Raw genomic sequence first — 24,725 nt, 5'->3', positions numbered from 1 at the left:
GGAGAGGGCTGGAACAGTTATGGAAGAGCCGCGTCGCCTCGGCGGCCGGTACGAGCTGGGCTCGGTGCTCGGCCGTGGTGGCATGGCCGAGGTCTACCTCGCTCACGACACCCGGCTCGGCCGCACCGTAGCTGTGAAGACGCTCCGGGCGGACCTCGCCCGCGATCCGTCCTTCCAGGCCCGGTTCCGCCGTGAGGCCCAGTCCGCCGCCTCGCTCAACCACCCGGCGATCGTCGCGGTCTACGACACCGGTGAGGACTATGTCGACGGGGTCTCGATCCCGTACATCGTCATGGAGTACGTCGACGGGTCGACGCTCAGGGAGCTGCTGCACTCCGGTCGCAGACTGCTGCCCGAGCGCACCCTCGAAATGACCGTCGGGATCCTCCAGGCGCTGGAGTACTCGCACCGCGCCCAGATCGTCCACCGCGACATCAAGCCGGCGAACGTCATGCTGACACGCACCGGCCAGGTCAAGGTCATGGACTTCGGCATCGCCCGCGCCATGGGCGACTCCGGCATGACGATGACCCAGACCGCGGCCGTCATCGGCACCGCCCAGTACCTCTCCCCGGAGCAGGCCAAGGGCGAGCAGGTCGACGCGCGCTCCGACCTGTACTCCACCGGCTGCCTGCTCTACGAGCTGCTGGCCGTCAGACCGCCGTTCGTCGGGGACTCACCCGTCGCGGTGGCCTACCAGCACGTACGGGAAGAGCCTCAGCCGCCCAGCAACTTCGACCCCGAGATCACGCCCGAGATGGACGCGATCGTGCTGAAGGCCCTCACCAAGGACCCCGACTACCGCTACCAGTCGGCCGACGAGATGCGCGCCGACATCGAGGCCTGCCTCGACGGTCAGCCGGTCGCGGCGACCGCAGCGATGGGCGCGGCCGGTTACGGCGGCTACGGCGGTTACGACAACGACCAGCCCACCACCGCCCTGCGGGCCGCGGACCAGCACGGCGACCGCACGTCGATGCTGCCGCCGGTCAACCCGGACGACGGCGGCTACGGCTACGACGACCGCCCCGACCGCCGCCGGCAGAAGAAGGGCAACACCTCGACGATCCTGCTGGTCATCGCGGGCATCCTGGTGCTGGTCGGCGCGATCCTCATCGGCAAGGCGGTCTTCGGCGGCGACGGCGACAGCGGCGACGGCACGTTCAAGGCGCCGAACATGGTCGGTTCGACCGTCAAGGAAGCGAAGCTGCTCGCGGACAACACCGGCACCATCCTCAAGCAGGGCCCGAAGGAGGAGTGCGAGGAGCAACCCGCGGGCAAGATCTGCCGACAGACGCCGGCGAAGGACCAGACGGTCTCGGAAGGCGACACCATCACCGTCTTCGTCTCCAGCGGTGCGCCGAAGGTCAGCGTCCCGGACGTCACGGAGAAGTCCGAGGCGAACGCGCGCAAGGTCCTCGAAGACCAGGGATTCACGGTCACCGTCGATTCGGTCGAGTCCGCCGACGCGGATCCGGGGACCGTCCTGGATCAGACGCCGAAGGGCAACGCGAAGGCCGAGAAGAACTCCGAGGTGAAGCTCTCGGTGGCCACGGAGAAGCTGCTCACGGTGCCCCCGGTGACTGACCGTACGTACGACGCCGCGCTGGCCCAGCTCACGCAGCTCGGCTTCACCAATGTCGGCAAGTCCGAGGTCGACAACGCCGAGAAGGAAGCGGGCATCGTCGTCGGCCAGACCCCGGGACCCAACGAGAAGGTCGGCAAGGACACCGCGATCCTCCTCAAGGTCTCCAAGGGCCCGACGCAGCCCCCGACGGTCCCCGTCCCTGAGGTCAGGGGCGGGAAGGTGTCCGACGCCCAGCAGAAGCTGGCCGATGCCGGCTTCACGCAGATCCAGTTCGCCGAGGGCAGCTCGCAGGACGGCAACGCCCTGGTCGCCAACATCGACCCCCAGCCGAACACCCAGGCCGACCCGGCCACCACCGTCATCACGCTCACCACAGTGGGCGGGAACGGAAACGGGAACGGCCTGCTCGGCGGGCACAACGGCCAGTAGCACTCCCGGCACAGCGCACAGGGCCCCGGTCACCTCAGCGGTGACCGGGGCCCTCTGTGCGTCGCCGTACCGGTCAGCGCAGCTCCGCCGGCTGCGTACGGTCGCGGTCGACCTTCTCCGTACGCACCAGCTCGCCCCACACGATGTAGCGGTACTTCGACGTGAAGACGGGCGTGCACGTCGTCAGCGTGATGTAGCGGCCGGCCTTCTTCGCACCCGAGCCCTTCGGGATCGACTGGAGCACGTCGACGTTGTACTTCGACGTCTCGGGAAGCTCCTTGAAGACCTTGTAGACGTACCAGGTGTCCTTGGTCTCGAAGACGATCGCGTCCCCGGTCCGCACCTTGTCGATGTTGTGGAACTTCGCCCCGTGACCGTCACGATGGGCGGCCAGGGTGAAGTTGCCCTCCTTGGCCGAGGGGAGCGCCGACTTCACCGGATCGGTGTAGTAGCCGGCGATGCCGTCGTTGAGGTTCTCGGTGTCGGTGCCCTTCTTGACGAGCACCTCGCCGTTCTTCATCGAGGGGACGTGCAGGAAGCCGATGCCGTCCTTGGTGTCCAGCGCACCCGGGCCGCCGGCCCAGCGGTCGCGGACGGTGTGGCTCTGTTTGGTGGCCTCGCGGTCGGCGAGCACGTTCGTCCACCAGAGGGAGTAGACGACGAAGAGGCCGAGTACCAGGCCGGCGGTGATCAGCAGTTCACCGAAGACACTGATGGTGGTCGCGACGGGATGGCGGCCCCTGGGCCGTACCGGCGGCGCGGACTCGCCGATCTGCTCTTCGTCCTCGGTCCTCGCTGCCACCGCACCGCCCCTGTCGTGATGTCGTTCGGCCCGCTCAGTCCAGGAGCGCGTCGGGCTTTCCCTTGCTGCGCGGCCGTTCGTCGACCATCTTGCCCCAGACGATCAAACGGTACGTACTCGTGAATTCGGGCGTACAGGTCGTCAGGGTGATGTAGCGGCCGGGCTTCTTGAACCCCGACTGGGGCGGCACCGCCCCGATGACCGACACATTGGAGGGTGAGGTCTGGGGAAGGACGCTCGTCATCTCGTACGTGTAGTAGGCCTCCTGCGTCTCCACCACGATCTTGTCGCCGGGGGTCAGCCGGTTGACGTAGCGGAAGGGTTCGCCGTGCGTGTTGCGGTGGCCGGCCAAGGCGAAGTTGCCCTGCTTGTCCGCGGGCATCGCCGTGCGCAGCGGTGCCTCGCCGTAGTGCCCGACCATCCCTCGGTCGAGGACCTTCTCCTTGCTGATGCCTTCGGCGATCGGCGTGACCACGTCGAGTTTCGGGATGTGGATGATGGCGAAGCCCTCACCCGGTGCGAACACTCCGGGGCTGCGTTTACCGTGGGCCCAGTCGTCCTGGATCTTGTTCGTCTCCCGGCCGGCGATCTGGTCGGCGCGCACGTTCGTCCACCACAGCTGGTAGGTGACGAACAGCAGCATCAGTACGCCCAGCGAGATGAACAGCTCACCGACCACCCGGCTGACGACGACCGCGGGGCTGTCCTTGGCCGCCTTGGCCGCCCGTCGCGCCTCGACGCGCGACATCGGCTTCGGGGGCGTGGCGCCCGCGCCATCGGCCCCCGCCGACGCGGTCTCCGACGGCACGTCGCCTCGTCTGCGTCCCCGGCCCTTCGCCGCCCGGCGCCGCTCGGCCCGTCCGCCCGTGGGCGGAGCGGAGGTGTCCGGTTCCTCGGCGTCCCCCGGGCCGGAATCGCGGTCCGGGTGCGGACGGATCGTCGTCAGCGGCAGGACCGCCGTCACCGCCTCGTCGGCCACGACTATGCGCCGGGGCTCCGCCTTCCGCAGCGCGACGGTCTCGTCGTGGCGGGGCTGTGGCTCGGCATGGCGGGGCTGCGGCTCGGCGGGTGGGACGGGCGACGCGGCGGTGACGGGTGAAGCCTGCGCGGGCTCCTGGTGGCCGTACCAGTCCCGTTCGTAGCCCTCGGGGTCATACCACTCGCGCGGAGGGTCCTGGGCCGCCTGTGGCCCGTGTGACGCCTGCGTCGATGCCGTCCCGGCGCCGGGCTCTCCCGCCGGGCCGGTGTCCGTGACCGCCTGCGCCGCCGGCACGGGTTCCGCGCGGAACCACGGCGATGCGTGACGCCCCGGCAGCGGGTCGTTCAGCGGGTCCGCCAGGTGGTCCACCGCCGCCTCGAACGCACCCGCCGCCTCGAACCCACCCGGTTCGTACGGGTCGTCCTGTCCGGCGTCGGATCCGTGGCGGGGTGGGGTCACGCGACGGCCTTGCCCACCACCGGCGCGAGTCCCGCCGACCTCTCGACGGCTCCGGCGTCACCGCACTGCGCCAGCCAGTTCGCCAGCATCAGGTGACCGTGCTCGGTGAGCACCGACTCCGGATGGAACTGCACCCCTTCGACCGCCAGCTCCCGGTGGCGCAGCCCCATGATGATGCCGTCGGCCGTCCGTGCGGTGACCTCGAGCTCCTCGGGGATCGTGCCCGGCTCGGCGGCGAGCGAGTGGTAGCGGGTCGCGGTGAAGGGTGAGGGCAGACCGGCGAACACGCCCCTGCCCTCGTGGAGCACCGGGGACGTCTTGCCGTGCAGCAGCTCGGGGGCGCGGTCCACCACGCCGCCGTACGCCACCGCCATCGACTGCATGCCCAGACAGACGCCGAAGACCGGGACGCCGGTCGCCGCACAGTGCCGCACCATGTCGATGCAGACGCCCGCGTGCTCGGGGGTACCCGGTCCGGGCGAGAGCAGAACGCCGTCGAAGCCGTCCTGGGCGTGGGCCGTGGTCACCTCGTCGTTGCGGAGCACCTCGCACTCGGCACCCAACTGGTAGAGGTACTGGACGAGGTTGAAGACGAAGCTGTCGTAGTTGTCCACGACCAGGATGCGGGCGCTCATCGAAGGGCCCCCATCGCGCTCGCGCCGTCGCCGTCCACCGTCACATCGCCGAACGGAAGCAGTGGCTCCGCCCACGGGAAGACGTACTGGAACAGGACGTAGACGACCGCCAGGGCGAGCACGAGCGAAATGAACCCTCGCACCCACGCGTTGCCCGGCAGATGCCGCCAGATCCAGCCGTACATGCTGACCCCTCCATTCGGTACGGGACCAGACTAAAGGGCCGGAGCACGGCCGTGGGTCAGCTGTGGAAAGCCGCGGGCTTCCCGTCGGTGACGGGCTGGGTCGCGTCCAGGTGCGCCCAGGCGATCAGCCGGTGACTGCTGCCCCACTCGGGCTCGCAGGTGGTCAGTGTCAGATAGCGGCCGGGCCCGTCGAAGCCGGACTTGCGGGGGACCGGGTCGATGACACCGACATCGCTCGGGACGGTGCGGTACGGCTTCTTGTCGATGCGGTACGTGAACCATGTCGTCCCGTCCGTCACCAGCACCGCGTCGCCGGGGCGCAGCTTCGGGAAGTCCTTGAACGGGTCGCCGTACGTACGCCGGTGGCCGGCCACCGCGAAGTTCCCGGTCTCACCGGGTCCCGCGGTGCCACGGTAGTGACCGAGACCCTTCTGCAAGGTCTTGACCTCGGTGTTCTCCAGGACAGGCCGCTCCCAGTTCTTGCCGAAACGGGGTATGTAGAGCATCGCGAACGGCTTCCCGTCGCGGTACGCCTTGGCGGCCGGTGCCTTCGGAGCGGGCGACTTCGGTGACGCCGACGCGGACGCGGACGCGGACGGTGCGGGATCGGGACCGGGCACGGCGACCGCCCCCTGCGCCCACTGCTTCTGCAGGTCGTCGATCTGTCCCTCGGTCGCGCCTGCGGCCTTCACCCCGGTCCAGAACAGGACGTAGACCACAAAGAGGACGATCAGGGCGCCGGCGGTGATGCACAGCTCGCTGAACGTCCTGACGATCAGTCGCACCGACACCGGTCGGCCTCCCCGCAGCTGCTTGCTACTTCACCGGCTCCGCATAGTGGAGATCCACTGTGCCCGAGTAGCCGGGAAGAGTCACCGCCCCGTGCTCGTCGACTTTCCAGCCGAGCCCGTACGCCTTCACGTACAGCAGGTAGTTCTGGATCGCCGGGGAAGCGTCGAGGGCCCCCTCCAGCTTTCCGGGATCACCGACGGCGGTGATCTTGTACGGCGGCGAGTAGACCCGCCCCTGGAGGATCAGGGTGTTGCCGACGCAGCGCACCGCGCTGGTGGAGATCAGCCGCTGGTCCATGACCTTGATGCCACGGGCGCCGCCCTGCCACAGGGCGTTGACGACCGCCTGCAGGTCCTGCTGGTGAATGACCAGGTCATTGGGTTGCGGATCGGGGTAGCCGGGGCTCGCGGTGGCGTTCGGAGGGGCGTCGTCGAGCGTGACGGAGACCGCGCGACCGGAGAGCTTCGCGGTGCCTGCGGCGCGTTCCAGCCCCTTGAGCTTGGCGTCCTCCGCCTTGGTGCTGCCGTCGTCGCGCTGGGCGAGGGTGTCGATCTCCTCGCGGACGGAGGCGGCGGACTCGTCCAGGGCGGCATTCTTCTCGCTGCGCTGCTGAATGAGATCGGAGAGTTTCAGCAGCGAGGAGTCCGTACGGATATTGGTGCCCTTGGCCGTATTGGCGCTGGTGACGAAGATGAGGCCGGCCAGGGCGAAAACGGCAGCGGTGAGCACTTTGGCCGGATGCCGGAAGGTGCGCCGGACCGGCCCTGGGGGAGAGTCGGCAGAATTGCTCAACGTACCCTTATCTCCTTAGGCGCCACGGAAGCACTACGCTAACGGACGCCCGGGGGAGGCAGCATTCCCCCTCGCGCCCAGCCCCGGCGCCAGCCACAGTTCCCTGCGCGGTCACGCAGCGCATCGACAGGAGAGTTCCTCGTGCCGAAGTCACGTATCCGCAAGAAGGCCGACTTCACGCCCCCTCCGGCGAAGCAGGCAACCAACATAAAGCTGACCAACCGCAGTTGGGTGGCGCCGGTGATGCTGGCGCTGTTCCTGATCGGTCTGGCCTGGATCGTCGTTTTCTACGTGACCGACGGCGACCTGCCGATCGATTCGCTGGGGAACTGGAACATCGTCGTCGGCTTCGGCTTCATCGCCGGCGGCTTCGGCGTCTCGACCCAGTGGAAGTAGTTCCGAAGACCGCCTAGGACCACAGCGGGCACCCGTCCCGCAACCCCTGCCCTGAGTTACCCACAGCGTTATCCACAGGCGGGGGAAAAGGTCAGACGATCTGTGGATAACTCCTCGGCCGTTGACGCCGGTGTGACTGCAGCCAGCCCCGATGTGGGCGGCACGCCCCTTGTCCTAGCTGGAGAAAGCTGGAAAACCCGGCTCAGCGACAAGGGGCGCAGTTATATCCGCAGGATGCACAAGATCGCGTACACGCTGTGGACAACTTCGATCACAAACGGTCCATATCGGGCTTACGGCTTGCGTGGCGCCGCCACTTATGCCAATGCGGCCGTTCTGGCGACCACGATCAGGACCACCACGATCAGGGCCACGGCACAGGTGCCGTACTGCACGAGATTCCGCCGCTCACGTGGGGCGTGCACCATGCCGATCGCGATCAGCGCGCCGGCGATCAGCCCTCCGACATGTGCCTGCCAGGCGATTCCGCCCCAGGGGTTGAAGGTGATGACCAGGTTGATCGCCAGGATCGTGAAGACCGGGCGCATGTCGTAGTTCAGCCGGCGCATCAGCACCACGGTGGCGCCCAGCAGACCGAAGATCGCTCCCGAGGCACCCAGCGACGGCTGGTTCGGCGCGGCAAGCCAGTAGGTCAGAGCGCTGCCCGCCAGCCCGGAGAGCAGATAGAGCGCCAGATATCGGGCGCGGCCGAGCGCCGCCTCCAGCGGGCCGCCGAGCCACCACAGCCCCAGCATGTTGAAGGCGATGTGCCACACCTCCTGGTGCAGGAACATCGACGTCACCAGCCGGTACCACTGGCCCTCCGCGACGCCCTGGGGCGGGCCACCGTCGTAGTAGACGGCCCGGCCCAGCAGCGCCAGATCGTTGACCAGCGTGTCATTGGCCAGCACCGCGAGGAACACCGCGACATTGATCCCCAGCAGGATCTTGGTGACCAGCCGGGGGTCGGCAGCGATCCTGCCGCCGGCGATCGTGCGCGGCCTGCTGGCGGCCGGGTGGTGTCCCGTACCGGACCCCTGGCGCACACAGTCCGGGCACTGGAAGCCGACGGAGGCGCTGACCATGCAGTCGGGGCAGATCGGGCGGTCGCAGCGGGTGCAGCGAATCGCCGTCCCACGGTCCGGGTGGCGGTAGCAGCTGACCGGACCGACCGGGCCGTCACCGGGTGAGGTCGGGTCCTGGCTGCCCGGCGGCTGCTGGTCCATCGGTCGCATCACTCCCGGTCCCCTCGGTCCTCGTCGTGGCAGAGCACGCACGGCACCGCCCTGCGCGTCCGCTCTCATAACAAGTACGGACGGACAGGGCGGTTGGTTCCCGACGGAAGGACCGGAGGGTGACCGGACGGTGACGTCGGGCGATCAGCGCTTCTCGACGACGACCGACTCGATGACCACGTCCTGCACCGGGCGGTCGGTGCGGTCGTTGGTCGGGGTGGCCACGATGGTGTCCACCACCTTCTGGCTCGCCGGGTCCACGACCTCACCGAAGATGGTGTGCTTGCCGGTCAGCCACGCGGTCGGCGACACCGTCACGAAGAACTGCGAGCCATTGGTGCCCGGACCCGCGTTGGCCATCGCCAGCAGGTACGGCTTGGTGAAGGCGAGGTCGGGGTGGAACTCGTCACCGAACTCGTACCCGGGACCGCCCGTTCCGTTGCCCAGGGGGTCGCCGCCCTGGATCATGAAACCGCTGATGACCCGGTGGAAGACGGTGCCGTCGTAGAGCCGGTCCTTGGACTTGGCTCCGGTCGCGGGGTGGGTCCACTCGCGCTCACCGGTGGCGAGCTCGACGAAGTTCTTGACCGTCTTGGGCGCGTGGTTCGGCAGAAGCCGGATCTCGATGTCGCCCTGATTGGTCTTCAAGGTGGCGTAAAGCTGCTCGGCCACGATCTGCCTTCCGTAAGTCTGCTCTGACGTCAACCGATCCTCGCACGGACCACCCCGCCCGGCGCCCGGCCCGACTGCGCGGCACGGGCCCGGTGCACCGATCCGCCCCCCTTCCGACCCCGCCCGCCTGCGGCTTCCCCCGCCGGCCGGCGGCAGCGGCGCGGGAACACATGCGGCCAAGTGTGTGACGACCGGCGCATCACGGGCCGAACCGTGGCATTGTCGTCGACAGGCTCCCCTTGCACCCGCTTGCCCCGAGGCATCCCTGATGGCCCGAATGACCCGGATGCCCGCCCCACGTGCCGCACAGGTCCTCTGCAGGCATGATCTCGAACTGGGTGGAAAGGCGGAGTATCTACCCGCCACCAAGGAGGAGGATCCCGTGACCCGCATCGACAGCGTGCGCGCCGCAACCGACTCGGCGAGGGACAGCGTGCAGCACGCCGCGGTAGTGGTGGCGCCCTACGCCGACTCGGCCAAGGAACAGGCCGTTCACTATGCGCACGAGGCCCGCACACTGCTCGCGCCGAAGGTGTCGAAGGCAGCTCATCAGGCCCGTGTCCAGTACGACGCACACCTCGCACCACGTCTCGAACTCGCCCTCGCGCACGTGCCCCCCAAGGTCGACGAGGCAGCGCAGCGCGCCGCGCTGCGCACCCGCCAGGCCGCCCGGAGCGCTGCGGACTACACCGTCCCCCGCGTCGAGCACGCCATCGCCGCCGCTCAGCCCGTGGCCGAGGAGGCCACGGCCCGCAGCGCGGCCGCACTGGCCGCTCTGCGCGGGCAGGTGACGCCGAAGGAGATCCGGAAGCTGGCCCGCAAGCACGAACGGCGGGCCAGGTGCGGCCGCGCGGTCAAGGGCCTGGCCGTGGCCGGACTCCTTGCGGGCGCCGCCTATGCCGTCTGGCGGTGGTGGGACAAGCAGGCCAACCCCGACTGGCTGGTCGAGCCCCCGGCCCCCACCGAGGTCGACGACCGTGACCCGCTGACCTCGGTCGACGGCAGCGACCGGACGATCCTGGACCCGGAGGTCCGGGCCAAGCAGTCCGACGCGGAGGCGGAGGGACTGGACGCCCCGGACGGACCGGACCCGGACGACCGCCCCTGACCTGCCGCTGACCTGCCGCTGACCTGCCCATGATGGGCCACCGGCTGTCGGCACGTGGAGCCGAAAGGGACCCCCCTGACCTGTGAAGCACAGGTCAGGGGGGTCCCTTCGTCGCCTCGTGCGGTCATCCAAGGCTCAGCGCGATGTGGGGGGCGGCGTCCAGCCAACGGCCCACTGCCCGCGCGACGTCTTCGGGAGTGGTGGCTGCGAGCGCGGTGAGCCAGCGCTCCTTCTCCTGGCGTGGGTCGATGCCAAGCTCTTGCCAGTAGCCGAGCAGCGAGACCTGTGTGTCGCCGGCGGAGCACAGCTGCAGGATTTCGGTGCGCGCGTGGGCTGTCGCAGCATGGTGTTCAGCGAGCGTCGGAGCGCAGGTGCGTATGAGAGTCCGCGTGCGGTCGACGGCTTCTTTCACGTGGGCGTGCGGAACACGAAGGGAAACCTGCCACAGGCCGTGCGTGGGGCCGGAGCGCAGCAGGGACCAGGGCGAGTAGGCCCAGCCGCGTTCCGTGCGGAACTCCTGGGTCAGCCAGGCCCGATGATGGCCACCCACGATGCGCGCTGCGATGGCGAGTGCCGGGAAGTCGTCGTGGTCACGACGTGGCGCGTGCCAGCCCAAGCGTATGAGAGTACTGCCGTCGCTCACCACATCGAGCTTGGTGTGTGCGTGTGAGGCTGCCGGCGCGGATTCCTGAAAGGGATGGGCAGGCGTTGCCTGCTGCGTTACGAGCTCGTGCAGAAGTGCTTCCGCATCGGCATCGTGGGGCCCGACGTATGTGGCGGACAGCTCGCCGACCGCGGCAGGGCTGGACCAGTCCGGGGTGCTGCCCTCCATGGCTGCCGTGAGGGTGCCCGCCAGGTTGGACCATTGGACGGGCGGTGTGTGAAGGGCCAGGTCGGCCAGCAGGTCGGCCAATGCCTCGCTGTCGTTGCGTTCCCACTGCCAAGTGGCTTCCGCTTCGCTCCTTGCCTCCGCGAGTGATCCGGCCGGGAGCGTCACGTGCAAGGCCGACGAAAGGGCTTCGAGGGTGGGCACGATCCGGTCGGGCTCGGCGGTGATGTGGGCAACCATGCCCTGCCCATCGGCCTCGACGTTCAGTACGGAGCCCAGGAGCGCGAGCCTGCGGTACAGGGGAACTCCGCTGACGGGCAGACCCGGCAGCAGCTCCGCGAGGACCCGGCCGGCCACCAAGCGGGGACCTGCGGCTCCGGAGGGCATCAGCCGTACCCGGATCCAGGCCAGGGGCGAGTTTCGCCTGATCAGCAGGGCGCTCATGCGTGTGGTCCCCGGGTCAGGATCCGATAGGGCTCGTTCGCCAACTGCTGGGCTGCCATCCGTACTTGTTCAGGAGATACGGCGGCCAGCTGCTGCGGCACCGCGGCCAGCCGTTCCACTCCTCCGTGCACCACCTGCGCGGCCACCGACAACTTGGGCAAGGTAACCGGGTCCGCCAGTCGCTGTTTGAGCTCGGTCGCCATCTGTCGCGTCGCCGCCACGACCAGCTCTTCTTCCACGTCCCAGTTCTTGAGTACGGCCAACACTGCTGATGGCACCTCGTGGGCGTCCTCCTGGGTGTCGTGATGCACCTCGACCACGAAGGGGAGCGGGGCGGCGACGTCCCAGGGGTCTGCGAACGGCCCCACGTATGCGGCCGTCTCCAGGGCTCCGCGTAGTGCATCCTCCAGCACGCCGCCGTGCTGGTTCACGAGCACATCACCCAGCACGGCCGCCCGCAGATGGCCGGCGGTGAGTGCCATATGCGGCAGCGACCAGGCCAGAGCGGTCGCCCGGTGCGGTTGCTGTGGAGCTGTCAGAACAGTTGCCGGACCGGGTTCGACCATGGGCAGTCTTCCGCTGTGGATGGACAGTTCCCCACGCCGCAATACGGGAATGCGATCAAGCAGCGTCTCCGGATCCGGTCCGCACACCGCGAGCACCGCGTTATCGGCGACATAATGTTCGCCAAAGAAGCGGGCCAGCACTTCAGGTGTGACCCGGCTCAGCGAATCCATATCGCCGTACCCGTTGTGTGCGAATTCCGGTTCGCTGTAAAGAGAACCAGGCAGCCAGAGCCAGGGAAACCCTCCCATCACCGCCCCGTCGACTGCGGCCGACAACTCGTCCGCAACGATGCTGACTTCATTGTGTAATCGCTCGATGGACACCTCCCCGACCGCGAGAACCTCCATCAGCCGATCCAGCAGGAGCGCCCCGTCCCCCGCAGCGACGTAACCGTGGTACGCCGTGAAATCCGGCTGCGTCACCGCGTTGCACATGCCCCCTGCCGCAGCCAAGGCACGCGAACCAGGAGTATCCGCACCACATGCCACATGTTCGGCCAAGTGCGCAAGCCCGGACCATGCGGACGTTTCACTGCGAGACCCGACCCGGACCGCGAGAGCTGCACTGACGACCTCGGAGTCCGGCGCGACATGAAGAACCACGCGAAGCCCCGAGCGGACAGAATCCCTAATCCCCAACATCTTTCCGATCATAGGAAGTTCGGGAAGTGCACGCCAGAGGACCTCACGATTTCCATGCACCCTTGCCAGCGTCACGAACCTCTGGTTAGCCTCGTTGAGGTCTGGCGTTCGAATCGCCGGCTGCATCACCCATTCCATGAGTCGAGACTCAGGAGTTTTGAATGTCACTCGCAATTCCCGGCTTAGATGTTCAGTCCCGCGTGCGGGCCCGCGACATCCAGATGGCCGCAAGCGCCGACCTCAAACGCCGTGTCCTCATGATCTCTGGTGCCATCGACACCAAGGACCATGACATCTCAGTGTCCTTCGAGCTTCCCGAAGCCGGACGCTGGCAGGTCATCAAGTCCGAAACCAACCTGACTGACGAGTCGTGGCTGACCTGGCAGATGACCGCCGGTGAAGGCACTCGGTTCGTCAACGACGCCGACGCGATGATCGTGTCTCGGCAGTTCGCCAAGACGTTCATGACCCCGGACCAGACCCGGATCACGTTCTACGACGGTGAGGTCCGGCCCGGTGAGGCCGTACTCAAGATGTTCACCATCGAGTGCGCCAAGCGTCGCGGCAACGCCTCCCACGCACGGTTCCAGCCCCCGCCGACCGAGAGCCCGAAGAAGGTCAAGGGGCTCATCGAGGAGTACGTGGCCAACGGAATGCCGCCCAAGCCGGTCATCGAGGTCGTCATTCCCGTGACGATCATTGGCTGAGTCCACGGCTCAGGGAGCCGGCGGCGTCACGCCGCCGGCTCCCGCGGCCCCCACGCACACTCTGCTCCGGTACTTCATCGGTGCACGAGCCCTGAGCATCGTCGGCGACCGGGTCGCCGACGTAGCCCTCCCACTGGCCGTACTCGCTGCCTCCGGATCGGCATTCACGGCCGGCCTGGTCGGTGCGGCAGGACAACTGCCGCAAGTCATCGGGGCGTTGCACGTCGGAGCGCTGGTCGATCGTCGCGAGCGCCGCAGCTTGATGGTCGCCGCCGACATCGTCCGCGCGGTCGCTTTCGTCGCGATCGGTCTCGAAGCCGCATTCGGCGGGGCACGCCTGATCCCGTTGGTGCTGCTTTCGCTGCTCACCGGGATCGCCGATGCCGTGTTCAACACCGCAGCAGGCAGCTACATACCGCGCCTCGTGTCCGGCCAGGACCTGATGCGCGCCAACGGCTACGTGGAGGGCTCGGACGCCGCGGCCACGCTGGCCGGCCCCGCTGCAGCCGGCTGGCTGCTGCAGGCGTTCGGTCCGATGATCGCGTTTGCCACGAACACGGTCAGCTTCCTCGGTTCGGCTCTGCTGCTCGCACGTCTCCCGAAGAACAAACCGTCCGCGGAGGGACCCGGTGAGGACGAGTCCGTCCTGGCCGGGCTACGGCTCATCCGACGAGATCGCGCGCAGACCGTTCTTCTTGCGGGCGCCTGCTACATGCATCTGCTCGCCGCGACAGCCTTCCTGCCCCTGATGGTACGAGCCGAGAAGGAACTCGACTTCGCCCCCTCGACGACAGGGCTCATCGTCTCTGCGGCCGGCATCGGCGGCCTGGTGAGCAGTTTCGTCCTCGCCCGGTACTGCGACACCCCCCGGTGGCCGAAGTTGCTGGCCAGCGTCCTCGCGGTCAACGGTGGCGCGGTTGGCCTCCTCGCGCTCTTCGACGCCCCGCTCTGGCTCGCCACGGCGGTCCTGGTACTCGACGGCGCTTCGGCGCTCGCGTTCATCGTGGTGGCCACGACTCGCCAGCGCATCACACCGGACGCCGTTCGCGGCAGAGTCCTCGCCGCGAGCTCCGCGGCGACCGCCACCGTTCGTCTCGTCGCCACCGTCAGCACAGGTGCGCTGATCGACCTGGTCGGCCCACGCCCCGTCATGGTCGTCCTCGCAGCCCTGGCGCTGCCGTTCGTTCTTCTGCTTGCCATGTCCCGGTCGACCCATCCGACCGAACCCCACTCAGCCGCAACGGAGATGACGTGACCGTCTTCCTGCCTCCCCCCGAACTGCTGCAGTCACCGCGTGGCCGTGGATTCACCCGCCGCCCCCGGACCGCAGCCCGAGTCGACTCGCTGCCCGCACGTGCCGATGTCGTCCTGGTCGGCGGTGGCCTTGCTGCCCTGAGCCTGGCCGGAGCCCTGTGGCACGCCGGGGTCGGCGACATCGTGATCGTGGACCGCGAAGGGCGGCTCGGCGGCCAGTTCCTCCGGCGCGCCGACACCCTCGGCCAGCGCACGCTGCGCTCGCCCTACGATCACCACCCGGGAGCGGAGGGGTACCGGGACTGCGAACTCCTCGACTTTGCCCGACTCCAGTGGTCGTCTCTCACCGCCGTGGAGAAGCGCGAGGTCCGCATGGCACAGGCCGGGCACCGCTCCGTCGTCCCTTTGGACGTCTTCGAGGCCTACGTCGACCACGTGGTTGACGCTCACGACCTGACCGAGCGGCTGTGGCAGGGCGAAGTACGGGAAGTGGTTCCCGCCGGCACCGAGACCGTGGTCCGCACGACGCGCGGTGACATCACTGCCTCCGCGGTTGTCCTCTGCACAGGCGAGGAGCGTGCTTCATGGCCGGGCCGGCTGCCCGATCGCGTCCAGTACTGGGACGAGCCGGCAGCCCGAACCGACACCACGGTCGTCGTAGGGGCGGGACTCAGCGGGGCCCACGCCGTGGCCAACGGCCTCACCAACGGCTCGCATGTGCACTGGGTGCTGCGCAACGGGTCCGAGCACTACCAGTGCGCCGACGTCAACGCGTCGTTCTTCCGGGCAGAGGGCCGAGCCCGGTTCCACAACACCACCTGGGAAGAACGGCTCGAACTCATGCGCCGGCACCGCAAGGCCTCGGTGATGTTCGAATTCCGGCCCACGCTGGAGAAGGCCGAGGCCGAAGGGAGGCTGACGGTACACCGCGGTGTCGAGATCGCCGGCCTGCACGCGGGGGGCGTGGACCTGGCCGACGGCACCGCGGTCTCCGGTGACCTTGCCGTCCTCGCTCTGGGAACACAGCCGAACGTCGGCAGTGAGCTGCTACCGCCGGACATCGTGGGTCTGCGCGACGGGTGGCCGGACCTCGACGAGGCAACCCTCGCCTACCGGGCAGCGCCTCGCGTACACGCTCTCGGAGCTGCCGCCTGCATGATCCTCGGGCCGGCCGCGCGCAACATCGACGGGCACCGTGTGGGTGTATCCCGCGTGGCCGGAAGCATCCTGGCCCAGATCGCGGCAGGCGAGAAGGAGCGTATCCATGCTTGAGCAGCCGTACACGACCTTCGACCTGCCCGACCAGGGCGCCGATCCGGTGGAGGAGGCCGGGCTGATCCTCATGGGCCTCGACTCCCGCAGGATCCTGGCCGTGCTGGGTACCGCCTCTCTCACCGAGCAGCCGGGCACGGCCATGCTGCTGGTGGACAAGGCGTGGCACCGAGGCGGCGTTCACATCTCGTTCGAAGAGGCCGTGGCCACAGGGGCGGCGCACTGGCGCGAGCATCGGGCGGCTCTGGCCGCAGCCGACGACGGAACGCCTCGCTCGGGTGCCCCGCGAGAAGCATGGGCTCGCGCGCACAGCACCGTGGTACGCGCGTTGGGCGAGCGCATGGCACCCACCGTCCGCGCTTGCCTGGCCGTCGCCTGGTTCCGGCGTGAGGAGCTCGACGAGGTGGCCCGTGGAGACTGAGAAGGTCTTCAGCGCTTGGGGACTGCCTTCAGATTTCTTGATACGACACTGGCAGCACGAGTACGCCGTGGGTCACACCGGAGAGGGCGGCATACCCGGCGCCCTCTCCGCCACGGTGGTGGACGATCTTCTCCGGCAAGGGCTGCGCGCCGATCGGGTTGCCGTGTCCAAGGCGGGGCGCCTTCACCACCCCGCCGAGTTCACCCACGTCCGCACCATCGCCGACCAGCCGGTGGCAGATCTCGTGGACGGGGAGAAGGTTCGCAGGCTCCTCGATTCCGGTGCCACGGTCGTCCTGGCCAATGCCGAGCACTGGGTGCCCGAGGCGACGGAACTCGGCAGCCGACTGAGCGAGGACGTCGGCTGCGAGGTCCAAGCGCACATCTTCCGCACAGGAGCTCACCACTCCGGCCTCGTTCCGCATATCGACGGCGAGGACAACTTCCTGCTCCAACTGGCCGGAAGCAAGACCTGGTCGCTCTGGGCACGGAAATCCACGGAGGCCTCCCAAGTGGATCCGGGCAGTCTGGGCCGACCCACTGCCGAGATCACGCTGGAACCGGGCGACGTGCTGTACATCCCGCTCGGCTGGATCCACGCAGCAACCGCAGGTGGCGTGGGCTCTACCCATGTCACTTACCAGGTCGTACCCGTGGGCCTCGTCGACGCCTTACTCGACCAGGTCGGCGATCTGCTTGAAGGACTACTGGGCGACCAGCTGGCTGCAGGACCCGCGCCGCTCAGCCCCGGCGTGGCCGCCGACCTTGCCGAGCGGATTGCCGCCGCCTCGAAAACTGGCACGTACCGCAGAGACAGGGACGAGCAGGCCGAGCAGGCAGAGATCGCACGGCCCCCTGAAAGATGGCCGCCGTCGACCGCCGTTGTGGCCCGGACACCGTGATCCGGGCGCCTTCCCCGCGTTCTGTCCGGGCCCGGTCGGGCCGACCGGGCCCAGGGGCAGCTGTACGCGGTCCCACGCATCACAGCCCCCTTCACAGACCCCAATGACGCTCCGGGAGAAGGGTGCGGAAGCACCGCGCAGGAGTGGCCCCTCGCTCGTGATGATCCCTCCGCCTCCACCAGCCATAAGGAAGCGCCCCATGGACCATTCAACGCATACATCACACACGGACGGCATGAACGCGGTCGTGAGCGGTGTCGACACCGCCGCCGCCGTCATCCTCCTTCTCTGGACGGCCGCGATGTGGCTGGCAGTGGCCTTACTCGCATGGGGTGGCCGAAGGCCGGTTCGCCCTTGGTCGTACCGCGGCGCAGTGGTCGTGATCGGCCTGGGCGCGGTCGGCCAGCTCGGCCATTTCCAGGAACACATCGCACAGGCCGCCTACTGGATAGCCCACCCCGACGCGCCGGCCTGGATGACCCCCTGGGGTGACAGCCTGGCGCGCGGCATGGGACAGATCGACTCGTCGAAGCCTTCCCTCGGCATGGAAGTCCTGCACCTCACGGGCAATTTCAACTTTCTCGCGGGCCTGGTCGGGATCATGGTGATCACCCATCGCGCCGTCCGGAGCCTCAAGGCCCGCAAGTGGGCGAAGATGGGTGTCTGGATGCAGGGCATCCACGGCCTTGAACACGTCGTGCTCACTCTGTCCGTGGCCCTGGGGGCCGGCCGTGCCATCGGACTGTCCACCTGGTTCGGCGCCCTCCCTCCGGGAACTGCGCTCACGACTTACCGTGTGTGGTGGCATTTCGTTGCCAACCTGATCGGCACCGCCATCTTCGCCACCGCGCTCTTCCATCTGTGGCGCGAGCGGAAGGCTGTTCAGTCCGGATACGCCCCAGCCGTCCCTGTCCAGGATGAGCAAGTGCTGGTGGATCGAGAAGGACTACCTGCTGAAGCCCGTGCGTAACCGCTGACCCGCGGCGAGGCCGTCGATGAAATCGATGAGTGGCCCGCCGAGGCCGAGTCGGCGGTCAAGTCCGTGAGGAGGTCGTCGGGGCGGCTGAGCGGGAACTTCTTCGCATCCCCTGCGGGCCCTGGGCTCTCGACGGCCCGGCCGTCACCCAGGTGCCCACCGATGAGCACGAAAAATGCCCTCCGAACTGCGTTTCCGCAGTTCAGAGGGCATCTGGCATGTGGAGCCTAGGAGATTCGAACTCCTGACATCTGCCTTGCAAAGGCAGCGCTCTACCAACTGAGCTAAGGCCCCGAACAGCAGGCAGCATCCGACACCAGGTGTCGTGGGCCACCGCCGCAGACCAGAGTACCGGGTGACCCCCTGAATCCTCCAAAAAGATAGGGACTCCCGGTCGGCAACCACTCTCCGTAAGATGCTCGTCAAGGTTCGCAGCAGCGAAGCCGCAGCGAAGGGGAGACGCCATGGATGCAGCGCAGCAAGAGGCAACGGCCAGAGCCAGGGATCTCCAGCGCAGTTGGTACGGGGAGCCGCTGGGCGCGCTCTTCCGACGGCTGATAGATGATCTCGGCCTGAACCAGGCCCGGCTGGCCGCGGTGCTCGGGCTGTCCGCTCCCATGCTCTCCCAGCTCATGAGCGGCCAGCGGGCCAAGATCGGCAATCCGGCGGTCGTCCAGCGCGTCCAGGCGCTCCAGGAACTGGCCAGTCAGGTCGCGGACGGCAGCGTCAGCGCGGGAGAGGCCACCGCGCGCATGGAAGAGATCAAGAAGTCCCAGGGAGGCTCCGTGCTCACCGGTACCGGCCAGACCACGACGCAAGGCGGCGCCCCCACCGTGCGCCGCGTGGTCCGCGAGATCCAGTCACTGCTGCGGTCCGTCGCGGCCGCCGGTGACATCATCGATGCCGCCGACTCCCTCGCCCCGACCCACCCGGAACTGGCAGAGTTCCTCAGGGTGTACGGCGCAGGGCGCACCGCGGACGCGGTGGCGCACTACGAGGGGCACCAGAACTAGACACGACAGACCGGGCACCCGCCCGGCAACCGGAGCATCCGGGTCCGGGCGCAGGCACAAGGGCGCACGGACCGAGACAGGAACGGGGAGCGGGCGCAGCGCAATGGGTGAGGTCTTCGCTGGTCGGTACGAACTGATCGATCCGATCGGACGTGGTGGGGTCGGTGCTGTCTGGCGTGCCTGGGACCACCGGCGCCGCCGTTATGTGGCGGCCAAGGTCCTCCAGCAGAGCGACGCGCACACGCTGTTGCGCTTCGTGCGTGAGCAGGCGCTGCGGATCGAGCATCCACATGTGCTCGCCCCGGCGAGCTGGGCGGCCGACGACGACAAGGTCCTGTTCACCATGGACCTGGTCAGCGGCGGTTCGCTGGCCCATGTCATAGGCGACTACGGCCCGTTGCCCCCGAGATTCGTCTGCACGCTGCTCGACCAGCTGCTTTCCGGGTTGTCGACGGTGCACGCCGAGGGGGTCGTGCACCGGGACATCAAGCCCGCCAACATCCTTATGGAGGCCACCGGCACGGGCCGGCCGCATCTGCGGCTGTCCGACTTCGGCATCTCCATGCGGAAGGGCGAGCCCCGCCTCACCGAGACGAACTACGTGGTGGGGACGCCGGGTTACTTCGCACCCGAGCAGATGATGGGCGCGGAGCCGGACTTCCCCGCGGACCTCTTCGCGGTCGGCCTCGTCGCCCTGTATCTGCTCCAGGGCAAGAAGCCCGACTCCCAGGCAATCGTCGAGCACTTCGCCTCGTACGGCACACCCAGCGCCCCGCAGGGCATTCCCGAGCCGCTCTGGCAGGTCCTCGCGGGGCTGCTGCAGCCGGATCCGCAGGCCCGCTTCCGTACCGCCACGGGTGCGCGCAAGGCCCTGACGGCCGCCGTCGAGATGCTTCCGGAGCCCGGGACCGACGAGGAGCCGGTGGAGGTATTCGACCAGATCGGCCCGCTGCCCACGGGATTCGGCCCCACCGGCCCCGTACAGGCCTCTGTCCAGGCCCCCGTCCAGGCCCCGCAGACACCGCAGGCCCCCCAGCCGACCGGACAGCAGCCGACCGGACAGCAGGCCCCAGGGCAGCAAGCCACCGGGCAACAGTCGTACGCACAGCAGTCGTACGCACAGCCCCCGGCCGCGATGTCGGAGACGGGCAGCTTCCACCTCCCGCCGCCCCCGCAGGCCCCGCAGCACGCCGCCCCCGCGCCCCAGGCCGCTCATCCCCTCACCCCGCACCCGGCGGCCCCCTTCCCCGCCCCCGTACCGGATCCCTCGCAGACCCCCACCTCCGCGGTGCCGCACGAACAGCCGCTCACCCGCGCCTACACCGCCCAGCACGCGCAGGCCCCGGTGGCGGCCCACGCGCCCTCGCCCACGCCGCACGCGGCTCCGCACGCCCCGCAAACGCGTCCGGGACCGTCCCCGAAGGTGGCGGTCCCGGTACTGCTGGTGGCGCTGATCTGCTTCGCCGTGGGTATCTGGGCGCTGACCCAGGCCTGAGCGGAAGGCGGGCCCGGTCCGGGCCCGCCGGCCGGCTACCAGGCCTGCGGCGGCCCTCCGTACGGAGGCTGACCGACGGCGGCGGCCGCGCGGCGACGCGCGATCAGCATCCACGCGCCCAGCGCGAGGACCAGCACGGCGCCCGCGCCGATCCCTGCCGCTCCGACCAGCTTCATGTTGTTGCTCTTGCTCTCGGCGGCCTGCGGGCCGCTCCTGCCGCTCTTGGCCAGGTCCTTGTCGTTGTCCGTGACCGCGAAGATCCCGGCATCGCCCGCGTACGGCGTCTTCCCGGCCTTTCCTTCGACCTTGACGGACAGCGTCAGCGGGAACGGCTTGGTGCCGTAGTCCTTGGCGACCTCGGGGCTCAGCGAGACGGACAGGTAGTACCAGCCCGCGAAGCGCATGGCGCTGACGCTGCTGCTGGAGTCGAACCTGTTCCGGTACGCGACCGGAGGCACCGGATCCAGCGAGACGGAGGCCGGCTTGCCCGAGTACGACATCGGCGACGCGTCGTCGACATGGCCCTGGGCCGGGTTGTCCAGGGACAGGGCGAGCGCGTTGCCGATGTACTCGTCGGAGGCGGGGCTGTTGCCGAGGCGGGCCGTGGCGAAGATCTGCTGCCCCCAGTCCACCGGAACGCGGTAGAAGAGGGTCTGCCCCGGCTTGACCTCGTCCTTCCACTCGCCCGTGTCCAGACTCGTGGCGTCGTAGTAACTGGTGCCGCCGTGCCTGCGGTTGTCGGAGGCGGGCGTGGGCGGCACGGGCGACGCGGACGGCCAGTCCTCCGGCGCGTCGGTCGGCATCGCGGCGTCACCGGCGAGCTGCGGCTCCGACGCGTACCGCAGTTCCAGCTCCCAGTCCTCCGGCCCCGAGGTGGCCTTGCTCTCCCTCTCGACCAGGACGTTGTACGTACCGGCGCCCTGGCAGCTGCTGCCGTCCTTCTCCACCATCCGGTAGGCGTACGCGGTGATCGGACGGGGGAACTCCGCGGACTCGAAGAGTGCGTCCTCGGAGCTGCACTGCAGATCCGAACTGTCCCTGATGCTGACCGTGATGCCGTCCCCGTAGGCGACCTTGCCGCCGCCCTTGGGCACGACGACGGCCGAGACGTACGCGTTCGTCGTCGCGTCCAGGTTCAGGCGGTAGTACAGCTTCTCGCCGACCTTGATCGAACTCTTGTAGACCGAACCGGCCTTGAGCTCCGTCGCGTCGGTGTTCACCTCCGCGCCGTTCACCGTCTTCGCCTCCGGGTCGAAGGTGTACGGAGCTGCCTCACCGGACGCGTACGCCTGTCCCGGCAGCGCCGCCACCGCGCACATCGCCGCGACCGCGGCCAGCGTCACCCGGCCCCTGCTGCGCTGCCTCATCACGCGCTTCCCCTCGTCGTCCGTGCGGCTGCCCCGCGGCGGCTGCGTACATATACGAACACGGCGACCAGCACGGCCATGACGGCCGCCCCGGCAGCAGCCGCGATGCCGGTCCATCCTGCCCCTCCCGCACCACTGCTGTCTTCGGACGCGATCGAATCACCCTTCTTGTCCGCATTCTGCGCGGCCTCACCGCCGGACTTCTTCGCCGCCGCGGGAGCGCCGTGCTCCGGACCGGTCCGTTCGTCGCCGAGCACCGAAACCCTCAGCACCAGACCGATCTGCGGATTCTCCGCGATCTCGGCGGCCTGCGCGCCCAGCGTCACCGAGATGTAGAAGCCGCCCCCGGTGTGCACGGGCTGGACGTCGGTCCGGTTCTCGTAGCGGTTGGTCCAGGCGACCGGAACCCCGCCCATCGCCACCGCCGAAGGACGGCCGCTGTACATCGCGTGCGGGTTGAACTCGCCTCCCCCGGTGAGCGGGTAGCGCGCCGGCGTGTAGAGCTGGGTCGCCCCGTAGGAGTACGTGACCGTGGAGCGGTCCACCGTGGGCTCGTTCGCGAACTCCACGTCGTAGCGCACCTGCTGGCCCCAGCCCGCCGGAACCTTGTACCAGAGCGTCTGGGACGGCAGGATCCGGTCGCGCCACACGCCCTGCCCGATCGTCTCGGCGTCGTTGAACCCGGTGCCGCCGCGCACGTCACGGGGGTCACCCGTCGGCAGCGTGGCCTCCTTGCCGCCCGTCCCGTACTCCGTCTGCGACTGGGCGGGCGTCACGCCCTTCGCCAGCGGCGCCTCGACCCCGTACACCAGCTCAAGGGGCCAACGCGCGGCGTCGGAACCCTTCTTGCTCTCACGCTCCACCACCAGCCGGTACCGGCCCGCCCGGTCACAGGTCCGGGTGCCCTGCTCCGAACGGATGCGGGCGACCGCCGAAGTCAGCGGAACCGCGCCCTCCTTCTGCAGGAAGCGCGCGGTGTGCGTCCCGCAGGATCCGTAGGCGTCGTACTCGATCGTGGTGCTCAGCGCGTCGAACGTGTCCACGGCCGCCCCGGGCTGAGGCACCGCCGTCGCCGCGAAGTCCACCGTGGACACGTCGTCCAGATCGACCGCGTAGTACCGCTTCTCGCCCGGCCCGATGGTGTCCAGATACTGCCCGGGTACGAGCGCGGGCGCCCGGTCGGCAGTGGCCGCGCCCGCCACCCGCTCGCCCCGGAGCCGGTAGCCGTCGGCGGACAGCTGGGAGGCACGCTGGAGCTGACGGGCCAGCGCCTTGGCGTCCGGTGCGTCGTAGTAGCGGCCGTTGCCCGCGTTCGCGATGCACTCCAGCTGCTTGCGGGCCGCGCCCTTCACCTGGAAGCCGACGGTGTCGATCCGCAGCCCGACCCCCTCCTTGCCGAGCTGCTCGGCGACCTCGCAGGGCTGCGGCGTACCGCAGTTGTCCTCACCGTCGGAGATCAGCAGGATCGTGCGCGTACCGATGGCCCCGTCCGCGGGCTGCGGCAGGTCCTGCGCGGCCTTCCGGAGCGACAGGCCGATGGGGGTGTCCCCCCGGGGACGTACGGCCGCCACGGCCTGCTTCATCGCGGCCCGGTCGAGCTTCTGCACCGGGCGTACGAGCCGGGTGTCCGTGCAGCCCTGCGGCTGATCGGCTCCGTACACACGCAGACCGGTGGGATATCCGTCGGGGAGGCCGTCCACGACCGTGCCGACCGCGCAGTGCGGTGGTGATTGCGTGCCCTCACGCGTGCCCCCTCGACCGAAATCCCGGCTTCTTTGCTCAAGCAACCTATTGATTTGCTTGAGGGAACTCAAGGGCACAGGCGTCACGGTCCCGCAACAGCACGAAGCCCCGGCCGCAACTGCGACCGGGGCTCGCGACAGGCTGTTCTGTCTCACACACCCGAACCTGCGGGCACGGAGTCAGTCGCCTCCGTCCACAGATCCTGCTCGGCGCGATCCGCCTGGATCTGGCGGTACACGAGGAGCCCGCCGATGGCGGCCAGTGCGACCAGGAGAAGCTTCTTCACCGCGCGACCTCGTCTTTCCTTGGCATTGGGGAGTTCTGCTGCCCGACTATACACATCGGCCGATATCGACCGGTGACCTCCCCGCAACCCAACTGGCGCCTACGGAAGAGCGATCGTCCGCAGATTGTGCATCGGCGGCGGCCGGGGTGCGAACGGCTCCCGGAAGACCGCCCGGACACCACACTTCAGAGCCGGTTGCACCATACGAGTGGTGTTCATCTGAAGAACCGCAAATCGGTGGCGTCGGTCCACGAAATCGCGAGCCGGATCCACATCATCAGAAAGGTAAGCAAACCGGACCACCTGAAAGTGAGGGGCCATGAGCACCTTCAAGGCCAAGAGCATCTGGACCGCCTTCATCACCGCGTTCTTCGCACTGCTCGCATCGCTGGGCCTCGCAAGCACCGCCGCCGCGGCCACGGAAGCCACGGTCACGGAGCCGGCGAACACGAGCCACGAGCACAGGAGCGCGACCGCGGCAACTCCGACCGCCCCGTCGGTGCGATGGACCCTCCCGCGTGACCGGGCGCTGCCGCCCACGATGAAGCAGCGCATCCGCGCCGAGGCACACGGCTCCTCACCCGCCACCCGGCAACTGTCCGCGGACACGAAGGACACCACGAACACCACCGGTACCGCCCGCGCCTCGCACGGTGCCCCGGCGGGGGACGCATCCCTCCTCCCGCCCTGAGAGCGGCGCACCTGACACTGCGAGGCCCCTGGCCCGGGAATCCCCG

Annotated in this window: 25 protein-coding genes and 1 tRNA gene; 12 read left to right on the top strand and 14 right to left on the bottom strand. The window is 68.8% G+C overall.

The features are described from left to right. The first annotated feature begins 19 nt into the window (after nt 1–19). Complete coding sequence (pknB, locus tag OG912_RS17215) at nt 20–2,017, top strand: Stk1 family PASTA domain-containing Ser/Thr kinase (protein WP_327710114.1); 1,998 nt, start codon at nt 20–22, stop codon at nt 2,015–2,017. Between the two features lie 73 nt (nt 2,018–2,090). On the opposite strand, the gene OG912_RS17210 is transcribed toward pknB, so the two are convergent. Genes OG912_RS17210 through OG912_RS17185 form a run of 6 tightly spaced genes read right to left on the bottom strand, consistent with a single transcriptional unit; the run spans nt 2,091 to nt 6,661 of the window. Further along, a complete protein-coding gene (locus OG912_RS17210) occupies nt 2,091–2,819 on the bottom strand; it encodes a class E sortase (protein WP_327710113.1) in 729 nt (242 codons plus the stop codon). A 34-nt stretch (nt 2,820–2,853) separates the two neighbouring features. After that, nucleotides 2,854–4,257: a class E sortase gene (locus tag OG912_RS17205; RefSeq protein WP_327710112.1), complete on the bottom strand. Its 1,404-nt coding sequence runs from the start codon at nt 4,255–4,257 to the stop codon at nt 2,854–2,856. Next, entirely contained in the window at nt 4,254–4,892 is a 639-nt protein-coding gene (locus tag OG912_RS17200; protein ID WP_326737390.1) for an aminodeoxychorismate/anthranilate synthase component II, read from the bottom strand. The genes OG912_RS17205 and OG912_RS17200 overlap by 4 nt, the downstream gene beginning before the upstream one ends. Next, nucleotides 4,889–5,077, bottom strand: coding sequence for a hypothetical protein (locus tag OG912_RS17195; protein ID WP_326737391.1), 189 nt, complete (start codon nt 5,075–5,077; stop codon nt 4,889–4,891). The genes OG912_RS17200 and OG912_RS17195 overlap by 4 nt, the downstream gene beginning before the upstream one ends. A 56-nt stretch (nt 5,078–5,133) precedes the next feature. Beyond that, entirely contained in the window at nt 5,134–5,868 is a 735-nt protein-coding gene (locus OG912_RS17190) for a class E sortase (RefSeq protein WP_327710111.1), read from the bottom strand. A gap of 25 nt (nt 5,869–5,893) precedes the next feature. After that, complete coding sequence (locus OG912_RS17185) at nt 5,894–6,661, bottom strand: DUF881 domain-containing protein (protein ID WP_327710110.1); 768 nt, start codon at nt 6,659–6,661, stop codon at nt 5,894–5,896. Between the two features lie 141 nt (nt 6,662–6,802). On the opposite strand from OG912_RS17185, the gene crgA reads away from it, so the two are divergent. Beyond that, nucleotides 6,803–7,057: a cell division protein CrgA gene (gene crgA, locus OG912_RS17180; protein WP_136326732.1), complete on the top strand. Its 255-nt coding sequence runs from the start codon at nt 6,803–6,805 to the stop codon at nt 7,055–7,057. A gap of 317 nt (nt 7,058–7,374) precedes the next feature. Here the strand turns inward: crgA and OG912_RS17175 are convergent, their stop codons facing one another. Both OG912_RS17175 and OG912_RS17170 read right to left on the bottom strand, forming a co-directional pair. Continuing rightward, complete coding sequence (locus OG912_RS17175) at nt 7,375–8,283, bottom strand: rhomboid family intramembrane serine protease (RefSeq protein WP_327710109.1); 909 nt, start codon at nt 8,281–8,283, stop codon at nt 7,375–7,377. 153 nt (nt 8,284–8,436) lie between these two features. After that, nucleotides 8,437–8,964 (bottom strand): peptidylprolyl isomerase, encoded by a 528-nt coding sequence (locus OG912_RS17170; RefSeq protein WP_326737395.1) that lies wholly within the window; start codon nt 8,962–8,964, stop codon nt 8,437–8,439. Between the two features lie 382 nt (nt 8,965–9,346). Here OG912_RS17170 and OG912_RS17165 point away from each other — a divergent pair, with 382 nt between their 5' ends. Next, on the top strand, nt 9,347–10,072 hold the full coding sequence (locus OG912_RS17165; RefSeq protein WP_326737396.1) for a DUF5324 family protein: 726 nt from the start codon (nt 9,347–9,349) through the stop codon (nt 10,070–10,072). Between the two features lie 124 nt (nt 10,073–10,196). Here the strand turns inward: OG912_RS17165 and OG912_RS17160 are convergent, their stop codons facing one another. Next, nucleotides 10,197–11,345 (bottom strand): insulinase family protein, encoded by a 1,149-nt coding sequence (locus OG912_RS17160; RefSeq protein ID WP_327710108.1) that lies wholly within the window; start codon nt 11,343–11,345, stop codon nt 10,197–10,199. Then, nucleotides 11,342–12,691, bottom strand: a complete 1,350-nt coding sequence (locus OG912_RS17155) for a M16 family metallopeptidase (RefSeq protein WP_327710107.1) — start codon at nt 12,689–12,691, stop codon at nt 11,342–11,344. Before OG912_RS17155 ends, OG912_RS17160 begins: the two co-directional genes overlap by 4 nt. A 23-nt stretch (nt 12,692–12,714) precedes the next feature. Between OG912_RS17155 and OG912_RS17150 the strand changes: the two genes are divergently transcribed. The 6 genes from OG912_RS17150 (at nt 12,715) to OG912_RS17125 (ending at nt 18,078) form a co-directional block, all read left to right on the top strand. Continuing rightward, the gene (locus tag OG912_RS17150; protein WP_327710106.1) at nt 12,715–13,260 is read left to right on the top strand and encodes a DUF6423 family protein; all 546 of its coding nucleotides are present in this window, start codon (nt 12,715–12,717) and stop codon (nt 13,258–13,260) included. Further along, the gene (locus OG912_RS17145) at nt 13,253–14,515 is read left to right on the top strand and encodes an MFS transporter (RefSeq protein ID WP_327710105.1); all 1,263 of its coding nucleotides are present in this window, start codon (nt 13,253–13,255) and stop codon (nt 14,513–14,515) included. Before OG912_RS17150 ends, OG912_RS17145 begins: the two co-directional genes overlap by 8 nt. Next, nucleotides 14,512–15,786, top strand: a complete 1,275-nt coding sequence (locus OG912_RS17140) for an NAD(P)-binding domain-containing protein (RefSeq protein WP_327710103.1) — start codon at nt 14,512–14,514, stop codon at nt 15,784–15,786. Before OG912_RS17145 ends, OG912_RS17140 begins: the two co-directional genes overlap by 4 nt. Then, the gene (locus OG912_RS17135) at nt 15,779–16,207 is read left to right on the top strand and encodes a DUF6187 family protein (protein ID WP_327710102.1); all 429 of its coding nucleotides are present in this window, start codon (nt 15,779–15,781) and stop codon (nt 16,205–16,207) included. Before OG912_RS17140 ends, OG912_RS17135 begins: the two co-directional genes overlap by 8 nt. Before the next feature lie 67 nt (nt 16,208–16,274). After that, nucleotides 16,275–17,108, top strand: a complete 834-nt coding sequence (locus OG912_RS17130) for a JmjC domain-containing protein (RefSeq protein WP_327710101.1) — start codon at nt 16,275–16,277, stop codon at nt 17,106–17,108. A 235-nt stretch (nt 17,109–17,343) separates the two neighbouring features. Further along, entirely contained in the window at nt 17,344–18,078 is a 735-nt protein-coding gene (locus tag OG912_RS17125) for a DUF6008 family protein (protein ID WP_327710100.1), read from the top strand. Nucleotides 18,079–18,305: 227 nt separating this feature from the next. Here the strand turns inward: OG912_RS17125 and OG912_RS17120 are convergent. Then, nucleotides 18,306–18,378, bottom strand: a tRNA-Ala gene (locus OG912_RS17120). A 170-nt stretch (nt 18,379–18,548) separates the two neighbouring features. On the opposite strand from OG912_RS17120, the gene OG912_RS17115 reads away from it, so the two are divergent. Both OG912_RS17115 and OG912_RS17110 read left to right on the top strand, forming a co-directional pair. Next, complete coding sequence (locus tag OG912_RS17115; RefSeq protein WP_327710099.1) at nt 18,549–19,097, top strand: helix-turn-helix domain-containing protein; 549 nt, start codon at nt 18,549–18,551, stop codon at nt 19,095–19,097. 103 nt (nt 19,098–19,200) lie between these two features. Continuing rightward, on the top strand, nt 19,201–20,592 hold the full coding sequence (locus OG912_RS17110; RefSeq protein ID WP_327710098.1) for a serine/threonine protein kinase: 1,392 nt from the start codon (nt 19,201–19,203) through the stop codon (nt 20,590–20,592). Between the two features lie 35 nt (nt 20,593–20,627). Here the strand turns inward: OG912_RS17110 and OG912_RS17105 are convergent, their stop codons facing one another. From OG912_RS17105 to OG912_RS17095, 3 genes are all read right to left on the bottom strand, one after another. Beyond that, nucleotides 20,628–21,959 (bottom strand): hypothetical protein, encoded by a 1,332-nt coding sequence (locus tag OG912_RS17105; protein WP_327710097.1) that lies wholly within the window; start codon nt 21,957–21,959, stop codon nt 20,628–20,630. Next, nucleotides 21,959–23,779, bottom strand: a complete 1,821-nt coding sequence (locus OG912_RS17100; protein WP_443060985.1) for a vWA domain-containing protein — start codon at nt 23,777–23,779, stop codon at nt 21,959–21,961. Before OG912_RS17100 ends, OG912_RS17105 begins: the two co-directional genes overlap by 1 nt. 74 nt (nt 23,780–23,853) lie before the next feature. After that, nucleotides 23,854–23,988, bottom strand: coding sequence for a DLW-39 family protein (locus tag OG912_RS17095; protein ID WP_003958712.1), 135 nt, complete (start codon nt 23,986–23,988; stop codon nt 23,854–23,856). Nucleotides 23,989–24,307: 319 nt separating this feature from the next. Between OG912_RS17095 and OG912_RS17090 the strand changes: the two genes are divergently transcribed. Beyond that, nucleotides 24,308–24,679: a DUF6344 domain-containing protein gene (locus OG912_RS17090; protein WP_327710095.1), complete on the top strand. Its 372-nt coding sequence runs from the start codon at nt 24,308–24,310 to the stop codon at nt 24,677–24,679. Nucleotides 24,680–24,725 lie beyond the last annotated feature (46 nt).

Source organism: Streptomyces sp. NBC_00464 (genome assembly GCF_036013915.1).
In the GTDB taxonomy this organism is placed as follows: Bacteria; Actinomycetota; Actinomycetes; order Streptomycetales; family Streptomycetaceae; genus Streptomyces.
The sequence above is the reverse complement of the archived record's forward strand: the minus strand, read 5'-3'. Positions and strand labels throughout refer to the sequence as shown.